The sequence below is a fragment of the Larkinella knui genome (assembly GCF_003858645.1).
GTDB classification, from domain to species: Bacteria; Bacteroidota; Bacteroidia; order Cytophagales; family Spirosomataceae; genus Larkinella; species Larkinella knui.
Map to the genome: position 1 here is coordinate 2,073,013 of NZ_RQJP01000001.1, position 14,067 is coordinate 2,087,079.

The 14,067-nt window shown below is 51.3% G+C and carries 12 protein-coding genes; 11 read left to right on the top strand and 1 reads right to left on the bottom strand.

Features of this window, described 5'->3' with window-relative positions:
* From EHT87_RS08405 to EHT87_RS08440, 8 genes are all read left to right on the top strand, one after another.
* Positions 1–1,098, top strand: a complete 1,098-nt coding sequence (locus EHT87_RS08405; protein ID WP_229320897.1) for a DUF4249 domain-containing protein — start codon at positions 1–3, stop codon at positions 1,096–1,098.
* 125 nt (positions 1,099–1,223) lie between these two features.
* The gene (locus EHT87_RS08410) at positions 1,224–2,246 is read left to right on the top strand and encodes a glycosyltransferase family 9 protein (RefSeq protein WP_124905720.1); all 1,023 of its coding nucleotides are present in this window, start codon (positions 1,224–1,226) and stop codon (positions 2,244–2,246) included.
* Positions 2,247–2,260: 14 nt separating this feature from the next.
* Positions 2,261–3,133, top strand: coding sequence for a carbon-nitrogen hydrolase (locus EHT87_RS08415; RefSeq protein ID WP_124905722.1), 873 nt, complete (start codon positions 2,261–2,263; stop codon positions 3,131–3,133).
* 8 nt (positions 3,134–3,141) lie between these two features.
* On the top strand, positions 3,142–4,770 hold the full coding sequence (locus tag EHT87_RS08420) for a hypothetical protein (RefSeq protein WP_124905724.1): 1,629 nt from the start codon (positions 3,142–3,144) through the stop codon (positions 4,768–4,770).
* Between the two features lie 185 nt (positions 4,771–4,955).
* Positions 4,956–5,687 (top strand): hypothetical protein, encoded by a 732-nt coding sequence (locus tag EHT87_RS08425; RefSeq protein WP_124905726.1) that lies wholly within the window; start codon positions 4,956–4,958, stop codon positions 5,685–5,687.
* 110 nt (positions 5,688–5,797) lie between these two features.
* The gene (locus EHT87_RS08430) at positions 5,798–6,826 is read left to right on the top strand and encodes a hypothetical protein (protein WP_124905728.1); all 1,029 of its coding nucleotides are present in this window, start codon (positions 5,798–5,800) and stop codon (positions 6,824–6,826) included.
* 132 nt (positions 6,827–6,958) lie between these two features.
* Positions 6,959–7,996, top strand: a complete 1,038-nt coding sequence (locus tag EHT87_RS08435; RefSeq protein WP_124905730.1) for an acetate and sugar kinases/Hsc70/actin family protein — start codon at positions 6,959–6,961, stop codon at positions 7,994–7,996.
* Between the two features lie 108 nt (positions 7,997–8,104).
* The gene (locus EHT87_RS08440; protein ID WP_124905732.1) at positions 8,105–8,608 is read left to right on the top strand and encodes a hypothetical protein; all 504 of its coding nucleotides are present in this window, start codon (positions 8,105–8,107) and stop codon (positions 8,606–8,608) included.
* Here the strand turns inward: EHT87_RS08440 and EHT87_RS08445 are convergent.
* Entirely contained in the window at positions 8,605–11,919 is a 3,315-nt protein-coding gene (locus tag EHT87_RS08445; RefSeq protein ID WP_185716162.1) for a leucine-rich repeat domain-containing protein, read from the bottom strand. The two genes, EHT87_RS08440 and EHT87_RS08445, sit on opposite strands and share 4 nt — an antisense overlap.
* 36 nt (positions 11,920–11,955) lie before the next feature.
* Here EHT87_RS08445 and EHT87_RS08450 point away from each other — a divergent pair, with 36 nt between their 5' ends.
* From EHT87_RS08450 to EHT87_RS08460, 3 genes are read left to right on the top strand one after another with little or no spacing between them, the layout of a single operon-like run.
* Complete coding sequence (locus EHT87_RS08450) at positions 11,956–13,035, top strand: agmatine deiminase family protein (RefSeq protein ID WP_124905736.1); 1,080 nt, start codon at positions 11,956–11,958, stop codon at positions 13,033–13,035.
* Positions 13,035–13,385 (top strand): avidin-fold protein, encoded by a 351-nt coding sequence (locus EHT87_RS08455; protein WP_124905738.1) that lies wholly within the window; start codon positions 13,035–13,037, stop codon positions 13,383–13,385. Before EHT87_RS08450 ends, EHT87_RS08455 begins: the two co-directional genes overlap by 1 nt.
* A complete protein-coding gene (locus EHT87_RS08460) occupies positions 13,382–14,065 on the top strand; it encodes a hypothetical protein (protein WP_124905740.1) in 684 nt (227 codons plus the stop codon). The genes EHT87_RS08455 and EHT87_RS08460 overlap by 4 nt, the downstream gene beginning before the upstream one ends.
* Positions 14,066–14,067: the final 2 nt, after the last annotated feature.

A 14,067-nucleotide genomic window follows, 5' to 3' on the forward strand; every position in this document is an offset into this window, starting at 1 on the left:
ATGATGAAAACAGTAAAAAGAACCGGCCTGATTTTACCGGAATTTCGGTTGAGTCCATTCATTCTCGTGTTGCTGGTTTTGGTCGGTTCCTGCGTTACTCCCTACCAGCCGGATACCCAGTCCATCGGCAGCGCGCTGGTGGTGGAAGGATTAATTACCGATCAGCCAGGGCCTTATGCCGTCAACTTATCCCAAACTGCCAACTATTCCTACGCCAGTTTGAATCTGCTCATTAGCGGTGCAACCGTGATTTTAGCCGACAATGCCGGTAATCAGGAAGTTTTAAAAGAAATCCGCCCGGGCTCCTACCAGACCGCTCCGAACGGCATCCGGGGCGTGGCGGGGCGTTCCTACAAAATTTCGATCCGAACAGCCAGCGGAAAACAGTATGAATCCCCTCTGGAGTTGTTAAAACCGGCTCCGCCGATCACCCAGCTCAAATACGAATACCAGTATAATCCGGCCCCTTTCGAAAACGACAAAAAAAATACCTGGGAAGTATTTCTGGATACCAAAGACCCCGAAACACCCGGTGATTATTACCGCTGGATCTGGAAAAATTACGAATTCACCCCGGCTTGCAAGCTCAGTGATAACATCAATGCCGAAGGTTTTTATGTTGGTATTCCCTGCTGTACCAATTGCTGGAATATCAATCAGTGTTACAGTAACTGCATCAACATTAGCTCGGATGCCGCCATCAATGGAAAGGCCATCAGCCGGCAATACATCATGAGTGTACCCTTTACCTCGCGCAGTAGTTACTACCTGGAAGTTGAGCAGCAATCCATCAGTCCGGGGGCCTTTCAATTTTTTAACAGCGTCAAAAAGCTGGTCAATAATACGGGTGGCTTATTTGACTCCGCACCGGCAACCGTTGGCGGAAACCTGAAATGCATCAGCAACCCCGACGAAGTGGTGTATGGCTACTTTGGCGCGGCTGGCGTCAGCGTAATGGCCTTGAAAGTGGACCGGACAAAAGATGCCGTTGGCATTCCCAACGGGAAAAACATTGCCCTGGATAATATGGCCCCTTGTCTCGTCTGTGAAAACAGCATTTACCGGACACCCAATAAACCGCGCTTCTGGGATCAGTAGCCCGGCATCCGGCGATCTGCGACCGGGCGCAGGCGGTACCACCTGATCATTTATCTGTCGGCAAGCGGGCAGGTTTTAAACCATTCTTTTAAAATCTCCCGGCCTTATCGTATTTTCGCCAGTAAATGCGCACCACTCCTGTCAAATTTCTGGTTATACGATTTTCGTCTATCGGCGACATTGTGCTGACGACGCCGGTGGTTCGGTGCCTGAAACAACAGATTCCGGGTGCAGAAATTCATTTTTGTACGAAACGATCGTTCCAGTCCCTGATCGAATCAAATCCAAACATCGACAGAGGTATCTACCTGGATGACAGCCTGAATGACCTCATTCGCCAGTTGCAAACCGAACGGTATGATTACATCATCGACCTGCACAACAACCTCCGGACCCTTTTGATCAAACTCCGGCTGGCCGTTCCGTCGCGTAGTTTCGACAAATTGAATTGGGAAAAATGGCTTTATGTCCGCTTCAAGGTCAATACCATGCCAGCCCTGCACATTGTCGATCGGTATCTGAAAACAACCGAGTCACTGGGGATAATCAATGATGACAAAGGACTGGATTATTTTATTCCTTACAAAGACATTGTTGAGCCCGAGTGGCTACCCGAAACGCACCGGCGGGGATTTGTTGCCTATGCCATTGGTGGTCAGCACCAGACCAAGAAATTGCCGGTTGCGCGGATGATTGAATTGTGCCGGAAAATTAACTATCCGCTGGTTTTACTGGGTGGTAAAGAAGATACGCAGGCCGGTGAGGAAATTCGTCAGGCGCTGGGTGATAACCTGATTTACAACGCCTGCGGTAAATACAACCTCAACCAGTCGGCTTCGATTCTGCAACAGTCAGCCCTGGTTTTTAGCCACGATACCGGTTTAATGCACATCGCGGCTGCCTTTCGGAAAAAAATCTACGCGCTCTGGGGGAGTACGACTCCGCAACTGGGCATGTATCCCTACAAAACCAATTTTGTTTCGCTGGAAAACAAACTGTTGCCGTGCCGTCCGTGTTCTAAAATTGGCTATGCCCAATGTCCTTTAGGTCATTTTAAATGCATGAATGAATTGCCATTTGATTTTGATCTGAAAGAGTTGAAGCGCGGCACCGGGCCATCGACACGAAGGACGGGCCCGGAACGATAATCCTACTGAATCGCATGTCAAAAAAAGTGAACATTGGCCTGGTGCAGATGAGCTGCTCGGCCGACCTGGACGCTAATCTCGAAAAAGCCATTGCAGGCATTCGGGAAGCGGCCGCCAAAGGTGCTCAGATTGTGTGTTTGCAGGAGTTATTTCGCTCGCTCTATTTCTGCGATGTGGAAGATCACCATAATTTTAGCCTGGCCGAATCCATTCCCGGCCCCACAACCGAACGCTTATCAGAAGTAGCCCGTGAAACCAATACCGTACTCATTGCGTCGTTGTTTGAAAAGCGCACGGCCGGATTGTATCATAATACGACGGCGGTTTTGGATGCGGACGGAACGTATCTGGGGAAATACCGCAAAATGCACATTCCCGACGATCCTGGCTATTACGAAAAGTTTTACTTTACACCGGGCGACCTGGGCTATAAAGTTTTTGATACGAAATATGCCCGAATCGGCGTTCTGATTTGCTGGGATCAGTGGTATCCGGAACCGGCCCGTATTACCGCCCTGATGGGAGCCGAAATTCTGTTTTATCCCACGGCCATCGGTTGGGATACGGAAGAAACCGATCCCAAAATTGATGAGGAACAGTACAATGCCTGGCAAACCATTCAGCGCAGCCATGCCATCGCCAACGGCGTGCATGTGGTTTCGGTCAATCGGGTAGGGCTCGAAAATGGTCAGCGATTTTGGGGTGGTTCGTTCGTCGCCAATCCCCACGGTTCGCTGCTGTATCTGGCTCCCCACGACCAGGAAGTGGTTCATGTACAAGAGATTGATTTAAATTTAACCGAAAAATACCGGACGACATGGCCTTATTTCCGTGACCGCCGAATCGATTCGTACCAACCCATCACGAAACGATATTTGGACGAATGACCAAACGTATGAGATTCATCCTTATTCCTCTGCTTGCCGGAACGCTGGGTGCCAGTTACTGGTACGCCCGTTATGTTCGGGGGCCGGAACCGATTACTACCCTTCATCAGGGGGATCTGCCCTCCCAAACCGCCCTGAATCCGACACCCCGGCAGGCCTTTACCCCCACTACCCGAAAAGGGTACTGGAATCCGGACGTTGTCGGCGATTTTACGCTGCCCGCCACCAAGTCCCTAACGTTCAGCGGAGCCGGGCGTAATCTGCATGTCGATCAGGATTGGTCTAAATTGTTCCGGCGGGGGTTTTCATCCGTCGATAAAACCCGCATGTCGCCGGATGAATTTCGCAGCGAATGGAATAAAAAACCGGAAGGCTGGACCAGCCGCCTGAAACCGTCACAACGGGCCTTGACCATCGGACAGGGATACATGGCTGATGCCCCTTTTCATATCGGTTGGTCGCGGTCGGGTGATAAAGCGTCGGAAACCTGGTATGTGCGACCGTGGGGCGATCAGAATTATAAAAACAGCGTATCGTGGGCCATGCTGGAATTGAACGGGGAGTGTACCAATTTTGGGGATTGCCCACCGGATAAACGATTACTTACGTACGGAAAGGTCTTTTTTGACCTGGAGAATGAAGGCGTTGGTAATGTACTGAATCGGCAGGAGCAGGTCAATATGTATGTTTTCATGATGAAAACCCTTCGGCAGTGGCTCAGTCCTTACACCGAAGTGGGTTCCATTGCTCCGGTGCCGCTGAACGGGTATGGCTACTCGCGCGCCCGCGACTTCAATGCTTCTGCCGAGTGGCTCTGGGCCATGCCGGCCAAACACACGGAGACTTCGCGCCAGCGTGGGATGCCCGACGATATTGTTGGTAAAACCTTTGCCGATTTCGTCGATTTTCAGATGCCGGGTACGTACTACATGTACCCCGAGTTCGATTATTCCATTACCCACAACGACGACGGCGCGCGCCACTGGCTGGGAGCATTGCTTCATGAACAGGAAGTAAACCGGCGTCTGTCGCCGAAAAAACGGATTGCCTGGCAATGGCTGTTCAATACCCAAAGCAGTGAATTCAACAACAGCGAGAAAGCCAAAAATGCCGCTCCACCCGCCATTGCGGAAGGAATTGCGGTATTTTACTGGTTCACGGGGGCTTACGGCGCCCTCCTTTGGGATGATGCGACAGACCTCAAACCGGACCAGCCGACCCCCGCGGAAGTTAATCAGCAGGGCCTTGGAAATGATCGGGTCTACGCCTGCTATGAGCACTATGTTCACGGTCTCTGGCGGTTGTTCAAACACCACGGTGACCTGTTTAATGGCCGCGAAAAATACCTGAATGAACAAACCGAATGCTCCGTCGACGGCGGAAAAACCTGGTATAAATACACTGCCAATCAGATGAAAACCCAGGATGTGCCCTTTGTGCGGGCCATCGTCAACGGCAATCAGATTCTGGTAGCAGCCACCCAACCCTACGGAAAAGCCAGCCAGCGCGAACAGGTCATGGTGCGCTATATCGAAGACGGCTATCAGTTTTATACGACTATCAATCTGAAAGGCGACGAAATTTACCTGGGCCGGGCCACCATGCCGAAAGCCGCAGGAGCCCGAAAGAAAGCGTAATTTTCCACTCTCCATCCAAACAAAAAACCGGGAAAAATGTATTTACACATACTTCGGCCCGGTTTTTTTCCTTACAGGCCACCGGTGAACCGTTTGGCTTAAAACTGTTATTTTATCATCTTGCACCCTTCTAATATTGTTCCGTCTTTCATCCGCAAAAGCGAAAAGGTTTTAACTAAAACAAGATGGCAGAACAAGAAACGAGTTCCGGGCTGGAGGGCTTCGGAAAAAAACTCCTGAATCTCTTTATTAAAGACGAACCGACCGGTAGCAAACCGATGCCGGTTATGCCTCAAAGTCAGGGCAGTCCGGTGGGAACTCCGGCGGCCCAGCCAAATCACGTTCCAACCGCACCGGTTTCGGCAATACCGGGGCCGGTGGCCGCACCGGAGGGCACAGTGGACACGAAATTTGTGGACCATTTTGCGTCCGTACTGTCAAAAGCCAACCAGCCAGGCCCCGATTATTTTGAGTTTCGGGAAGCGCTGAAAAGTCTGTCCAACCTCAATCTGAGCGAAGATCAGCAGTATCAGGCGGCCTGGGCGAGTTTCAAAGCGATGGGTGGTTCGGCCAATGTGGCGGCTTTGGTTAGCTCGGCCAACCAGTATCTGACGGCCTTGAACAACGATCAGCAGGCGTTTTCCAAAACCGTTGAGGAGACGCTGACCGAAAAAGTCGGCGGCTTGTCCAACGAACAGAAACAACTGCAATCGGAGAATGAGCAGTTTGCCAGGCAGATTCTGGAAATTCAGCGAAAAATGGACGCGAATAACGAGCGACTGGCAAAAATTGGCGGTGAGCTGAACGAACAACAGCAGAAAATCACCCAGAGTAAAAGCAATTACGAAGCGACGCTGGCCGTGTTCGTCGGTCAGATCAAGCGGGATTTGTTAAAACTGGGCGAATACATTAAATAATGGTTTACGGTTTTCCGTATTCGGTTTACGCTCGAATGCCTCAGCCGCCGAATACCGTAAACAAAAAACCGTATACCGAATACACTTTAAACCATAACTCTAAACTAAACATGGCATCATCTCCTGATTTTTCACAACTGGGTGGCCGAACCGAAGACGGTGACAAACGCTCGTTCTGGAGCCGCCCGGAAGGCATCGTGGGGCTGTTTTTTCTGGCCGCCATCGGCGCGATGGGATTGGTCTACTTTAATCGAATCGTTGAATTTCTGATTAAGGTTACTGAAAATACGCTGTATCTGGCTGGTTTGCTGGCAGTTCTGGGCTTTCTGATTTTCCTGATTACGAGTAAAGATGTCCGCACGGCGGTTTTCTTTTTGTACAAGACGTTTATGCGGAAACTGACGGGCCTGGTCATCCAGCTCGATCCGATTGCGATCATGAAAATTTACGTCAATGACCTGAAAGATAAACGGCGGAGCATGCAGGGTCAGATCGATACGCTGGCGGGGCAGCTGGTGAAACTGAATCGGAAGATTGCCGAGAACAACGACGTCATCAAGCAAAAATTTGCCGAAGCCAACAAGGCCAACAACATGACCGATCGCCCGGGTATGCGGGAAGCGGCCCAGTTGGCCACCATCGAAGGAGCCGGTTTGCAGGAAATGAACGAAAAACTGCAACCCCTGCAACGCAACATGCGGACGGTGCTGGAATTCATGGAGAAAGTGAACAAAAGCGCCGACTACATTATTAAGGAAACCGAAATCAAGGTCAAACTAAAAGAAGCTGAATATCAAATCGTTAAGGAAAGCTCGAACGCACTCCGGACGGCCATCAGCATTTTCAAGGGCGATCCCGACAAGAAGTTTTACTTCGACGAGTCGATGGAATATATCCAGGACGACATGAGCAAAAAGCTGGGTGAAATGAAACGGGCGATGGATATGTCGATGGACTTCATCAATTCGGTGGACATCCAGAACGGTATTCTGTCGGACAAAGGCCAGGCATTGCTGGAAGCTTACAACCACGGCGAATTCAAGATCATCAAGCTGGACGAAACCACTCCGCCCCCAACACCGGCCAACCGCCAGGTCAATCCTCCCAAGGACGAAGGTTACCGGAGCCTGCTGGACTAATGAGTGGGTTGTGATTGAGCGATTGAGTGAAAACCAGGGTCATTGATTTTTCACCTAATTGCTCAATCACCCTTCACTCGACAATCAATTCACACAATCGCTCAATCACTCATTCACACAATTGATCAAACCATGCAACGCTTAACCGTAGCCGGAAGGCTCCTCATCACGGCCCTGATTCTGGCCGCTATCTACTTTGGTTTTAAATACATCGGCGGAGTCGATCTGCTGAAAAAAATAGCGCCCAAACAAACGGCGGAACAGACCTCGGATTCACCCTCGATGCCGTCGGGGTCGTCCGAAGCAACGCCCGAGGAATCTGCCAAACCATCGACAGATACCGAAGCCACCGATGAAGCGGGTTCCCGGCCAACGTTCAATTACACCCCGCCCGCTCCGCAAAACGGCAAACTGAAAGGTGTAGTGGAATTAGGAGCCAGCGGTTTTAACTCGTTCATAATCACCGTCGATGCCGAGAAAGCCTGGAAACTGGAAAAAGCCGAATTCGGCAATAGCCTGGTTCTGGAAAATATGGCCACCGATCAGGACGTCCGGGAAGGATTGAAAAAATACATTTCCGAAATGCTGAACTTCGGTGTCAGTGGTCGGGATATTCATTTTGTCGTCAGCTCGGGAGCCATCAAAGCCGATAATACCCAGAAAATTATCAAGGCCTTGAAATCGCTGAATTATGTGGTCAATACCGTAACGCCCGAACAGGAAGGCCGTCTGGCACTGCGGTCGGTGTTGCCCAAAGATTTTGAAAGCAACGCCTTTGTGGTGGATATTGGCTCGGGAAACACCAAAATTTCGTGGAAAGATGGTGGAAAAACCAGCGCGCTCGAAAGCTACGGTGCCAAATATTTCCAGAATGGCGACGACGATACGAAAGTCTACAACGAGGTGAAAGCCAAAGCCGAACAAATTCCGGCGGGCAATCGCAAAACTTGTTTCATCATCGGCGGGGTGCCTTTTGAGCTGGCCAAACAGGTTCGCAAGGGCAAGGAACGCTACACGGTATTGAATGCACCAGCCGCGTACAAATCCACGGAAGCCAAAACCAAAGCCGGTGTCAATATCTACAAAGCCATCGCCGACGGAACCAACTGCGACCAGTTCGTTTTCGATTGGGATGCCAACTTTACCATCGGTTATCTGCTGACTTTATAAGTTAAGTAGTTATTTCGCGGAGTTGAGCGGAGAAAAAAAGAAGTAGAGATAATAAACTCTGCTAAACTCTTTTTTCTCCGCTCAACTCCGCGAAATAACGTCATGCTCATGACTTTACAGGATTTTTTCGACTCCGTTTCTGCTAATCCGGCGATTCTGGCGATTTTTCTGCTGGCTATCCCGGCACTGGCGTTCGTCGTCAACCTATGGGCGGGCGAGAAAGCGGAAGAAATCTGGCGGTGGCGGTTTGTCTATGCCACGCTGGTTTACCTGGCCTGCATTCCCGGTATTTTTGCCTTCACGCTGAACGTCTATCTGTTTCTGTTTGAACGGCAAAGCATCTGGCGGATGAACCTGATTACGCAGGTCTTGCCGGTGGTGACGATGGTGGCCACGCTGATGCTCATCAAACGCAAACTCCCCTTCGCTTACATCCCCGGTTTTGGCAAATTGTCGGGTTTCATGACGCTCATCGCGGCCGTCATCGGCCTGCTGTGGTTCATCGACCGCACCCGGATTTACGCCGTCACCTACATTCCCTTTGCCTACATTCTGGTCGGCTTCGTCGGGTTACTGTTGCTGATTCGCTTTGCGTGGAGCAAGCTGTTTTAATCCATTTTCGGAAGCCGCTCTTTGGTGAGCTGGGTCATTTGTTGCAAAACCGCCCGCTTTTCCGTCGACAGATTCGAGCGGGACAACCAGTTTTCGTACAACTCGAAGCTCCAGCCCATAATTCGCTCGTTGTGGCTGGCCAGAAACGTACTGAGGTCGGCCAGAACTTCCGCATCCGGCTTTTCTCCTTTCAGCACCTGAATGCTGTTTTCCAGGTACTTTTCCAGAATGGCGTTACCGCCCTGAAGCTCTCGTTTGTCAATTTTCTGTAAGGCTGTGCGGGCCTGATCCGGCTGACCGGCAATGAGGTGCAATTCGACCACAGTCAGTTTAATACCGGTATTGGCGTAGGGCAGTTTTTCGTATTCCTCCAGCGCTTTTTGGTAACTCGCATTGGCGTCAGTCACTTTATTTTTCAGCGTTAAATACCGCCCCTGTTCAATCAGTAAACTCCCTTTCAGTTCCGGATTGCCTTTGATGGCCTCCAGCCGTTGAAGGGCCAGTTCAATATCCGCCCGGGCCGCGTCTACCTGACCCAGTTTAGCCTTCGCGTTGGCCCGACCGCGCAACGCCAGCACGGCGGGCTGATCAAATTGCAGCTTCTGGATCGGCAGTTGCGAAGCAACGCCCTGGGTCAGCCGGTTGGCCAGCGCAATACTCTGATCGTAGTCTGCGATGGCCTCCTTGTATTCCTGCCGGAAGACGTGCATGTCGGCCCGTTGCGCATACAGCACAATCCGCATCGTGTCGGATGCGTAGTCGATGGCTTTCTCAAAACTGGCAAAGGCTTCCGCCCAGTTGCGCTGACCGGCCTTCTGAAAAGCCATCTGGACATAGGAGGTGGCAACACCCCGGTTGGGTTTGGCAATTTTATCCAGTGTCAATAAACCGGCTTCGCTAAACGCCAGCCGCAGGGCGTCTTTATTGCCAAAGTTGGTATTAAGCGGTTGCGGCAGGAGGTTTTCGTACAGCGAAATCTGTTGTAGTTTAGGGCTTTCCAGGATTTCAACCGGCAGTTCGGTCAGGCGGTTGTGCATGAGAGAAAGCTGACGTACGGGAAACTTCTTCCAGTCAATCGCCGGAATCCGTTCCAGGTTGCAATTGAACAAGGTCAAATTAGTCAATTTAGGCAGTTTACTTACCTTGGCAAAGGTGTCGTCGCCATCGAGGCCCGGTTGATTCATAAGCTGTAGATCCATCAGTTCCTGACAAAAAATCAGGCTGTCGGGCAGTTGGTGTAAACCGGCGGGGTTGTTGTTTGAAACATCGCCCATTTCCCCAATTTGCAAAGACGTTAAGTGCGTCAAACGTCCGATCGATTCGGGCAGTGCCAACAGCCGGGTTCGTCCCAGCCGCAGGGAGCGCAGGTCGGTCAGATTGCCCAGCGCTGCGGGTAAAATGGTTAGTTCGTTTCCGGAAAGATCGATATGCTGAAGTTTAGTAAGCCGAACGATGCCCTCCGGCAACGCTTTTAATTTGGTATTTCGGGCGAAAATACTTGTAAGTTCTTTACAGTATGCGATGGTTTCGGGCAAAACTTCCAGCGGGTTATCCGCTATCGGTAGCGACTGAAGTTTCGTTAATTTCCCAATTTCCGGGGGCAGACTGACCAGGCGGTTATTTGCCAGGTTTAGGTTCGTCAGGTTAGTAAGCTTTCCCAGTGCAGGAGGGATCGACGTTAACTTATTGCCGGCCAGATTCAGGCTGTGCAATTGAACGAGACGAAATAAGGCACCGGGTAAAACGGTCAACTCGTTCATGACCAAGTCAACCGATTGCAGGGAATCCAGCTCGCCCCAATCGTCCGGCAATTGCGTTAATTTATTAGAACCGAGTCCCAGGTATTTCAATCGCCGGAGTTTACCGATGCTGGCCGGAAGTTGCTGCAAACGATTTCCGTTGACTTCCAAATGCGTCAAATTTACTAATTTACCCGTGCTGGATGGCAACGCAGTCAGCCGATTTCCCACAAGCGATAAATACGTAAGACTTGTTACATCACCCAGTGTTTCCGGCAGTTGAACGAGCTTATTATTCGACAAATTCAACTGTTGCAAAGCCCCTAATCGACCCATTGATGAAGGCAAATACCGCAGTTGGTTTTCATAAACCGACAAAAAAGTGAGTCCGGTCAGTTTACCAATATCAAAATTTAACGTATCAAGTTGATTCCCATCCAGGTGCAGCTTTTTCAAGTGGATCAGCTCCCCCATCGATTCCGGCAGTTTTCGCAACTGGCATCCACTCAGTTGCAAGACTTCCAGTTGTTTCAGCGAGCCGAATGGTGTCGAGAGTTCGCCCAACGGATTGTAATTCAGCACCAGTTCTTTCAGCCCGCTCAACTGTGTGATTGTCGACGGGAGTTGACGTATTTTGCAATTCGACAGGTCTATTTTCTCCAACGCATCCAATCCGGTGAGGTTTTCGGCCGGAATGACCAGTTGTTCGTTGCCCTGGAGTTCAAGAAGTTTCAGTTTTTTCAGTGATCGCAGATCGGGTACGCTTTGCAGCCGGGTGTAGTTCAGCCGAATGGTTTCCAGTTCGGTCAGTTGGTTCAGAAACGACCACTCGCGGTTTTGATCCAGCTGTAAATAGTTTAAATTCAGGTCTTTCAACTTGGTCAACTCGCCCAATGAGGCCGGAAGCCGGAATCCGGGTCCACTGCCGTAAATCGTCAGCGAAGTTAGCTGCCGGACCTTGGTCAGTTCCGGCGGTAGGGAGGTCATGTTGGGGTTACTACCCAGCGTCAGTTTCCGCAGCCTGGGCAGGCTGGCGAGCGTGGTCATAAGGGGCTTCCAGTCGGCCGGGCGGATCTGAAGTTGTACGTGTTCGAGCTGCGGTAGTTGCGCTAACGAGGCCACTAATCCCGTCGAAAAAGCCCGGTTTAGTTCGCCCCCATTCACCTGAGAAACCGAAAGCCGCTGCAACCGTTTCAATTGGCCCACGGCCTGCCACAAAGCACTGGTTACTGTGGCGGTATCGATTTCCAGACCCACTATCCGCAAGTCCTTGAGTTCCGCCAGCCGGTTGATATTTCCTCTTTGCAATACCGCAACGGTGAGTTGAACCGACTGAATGGTTTCCGATTTGGCAGCCCGATCAGCCAGTTCGGCGATCGTTTCGTATTGGTTGGGCACGGAATGATTTCCGCGCAATTCTACGCCCGTTACCCTCGCCGGCCGGTAGGCCGGAAACCAGGTTTTCAGCCCGTTCAATTCGGAGTCACTTAGCAAACGATCCTGAGCCGGTGCCAGCGAAACCATTCCGCACAAACCAATTATCAGTAAGATTCGCAACCCGCATGCCGACATAATTTTGTAGTTTTGTGGTGTGATAGCAAAAATTGCATGAATATACAATCCCAACATCATTCGACAAACACTCCTTTTATTCCGGCTCAGAACGGTTTTTTCTTTCCCGCCGAATGGCACCCGCACGTCGCGACCTGGCTCAGTTGGCCGCATACCGAAGCGTCGTGGTCGAACGAGCGGCAGGAATTGATGTTTCCGGCTTACCTGGAGTTTATTCGAACCATCAGCGAGAGCGAGCAGGTATGCATCAATGCCCACAACGAAACCGTTATCCAGACCGCCAAGATGCGGTTATTGATGGCCGGTATCGATCTGTCAAAAGTGACGCTTCTGCCCCACCCCACCAACGATTCCTGGTGCCGCGACCACGGCCCTGCTTTTCTGATCAACCCGGCATCGGGGGAAAAAATTATCGTCAACTGGGAATACAACGCCTGGGGCGGTAAGTATCCACCCTACGAACGCGATGGCTTGATTCCGGTCGAAATTGCCCATTACCGGCATTTGCAATATGTCAACCCCGGCATTATCATGGAAGGCGGTGCGGTCGAGTTTAACGGCAAAGGTACCGTTCTGACCAGCCGGGCGTGTCTGCTCAATCAAAACCGCAATTCGCACCTTACGCAAGCCCAGGTTGAACACTACCTCTGCGACTACTACGGTGTTCAACAGGTTCTGTGGGTCGAAGAAGGCATTGTGGGTGACGATACCGACGGACACATCGACGATACCGTCCGGTTTGTCAATGCCGATACGGTGGTGGTGGCGACCGAAACCAATCCCAACGACGACAATTACCTCTTCCTGCAGGAAATCCACCGGGACGTGAAGGCGATGCGTCTTCTAAACGGCAAGCAACTCACGATCATTGAATTGCCCATGCCAGACCCGGTTTTTAGTGAAGACCTGCGGTTGCCAGCCTCCTATGCCAATTTTTACATTACGAATGGTTCGGTTATTGTACCCACTTTTCGGTGCGCTAAAGACCAGGCCGCCATCGACATTCTGGAAGGGTGTTTCCCGGATCGGAAGGTGGTCGGCATCGATGCCACCGAAATTGTCTGGGGCCTGGGCGCCTTCCATTGCCTGAGCCAGCAGGAACCCGCTATTGACTGATGCTGTACGACAAGAAAATTTTCGCTTCCGTTTCCAATACCGACAACGGCGAGGTAAGTGCCGCGACCACGTTCTGGTACCATCAGGAGGGCGAAGTGGTTTGGGCCGAATACCGCGGAGGATCGGTGGTGAAAGGTTTTCTGATCGCTAAAGTGCGGAGCAGCGGAGAACTGGATATGGTCTATCAGCATTTGAATACCGCGGGTGAGTTCCGCACCGGCGTTTGTCATTCGACGCCGGAAAGGCTGCCGGATGGCCGCATCCGGCTGCACGAACGCTGGCAATGGACCAACGGCGACGGCTCGGAAGGCACGTCGGTCATTGAGGAATTACCCGATCAATCGCTATGAAATTAGTTTCCTGTTTGTTGTGTGCCCTGCTGGTGTCGGCCTGTTCAAGCCAGAAACCCCTTACGGCCGAGATGAGACTCAACAGCCTCAAAGCCGTCAATCTGGAAGAAACCATCAGCCGGAAAGACGAACTGATGATGACCTGGTCACTCACCGCGTTCGATAGCAAAAACCGCCTGGTGGGGGTTGCCTCCAGTGCGTGGGGAGTTGAAAAGGTGAAGAAAGGAGCCACTTTATCGTTTGATAATCAGGCCACTGTGCAATTAGCTATTCCGAAAGGCGGCAAGGTCGTGGCTTCCTTACTCTTGATTGAAGTCGATGATTATACGGAGGCCCAGCAATTCATCAAGCGCATTCGGGACATCAACGGCTGGATTCAGGTCCCCGTCGGTTTTTTCGAGATAGGCGCCGACTTACTGACGCCCCTGAAGTACGTCACTACCGCTCTGGCGGCTGCGGGCATGGGCATTCAGTTGACCGATCGGCTGGATAAAGATGATATTCTGGGGCAAAGCAGCGTCGAATTGCGCGACACCAGCCAGGATCCTAAAAAGAAAGAGTCGGTCGTACACGTGCCCGCCCGGTTTTCGGGTCGTCACCTGCGCGATTCGTTTGAATATGAGGTCGAGTATGACATTCAGCTAAAACGAATGAAAATAAAGCCCGCTCCCGGTCGTTAAAA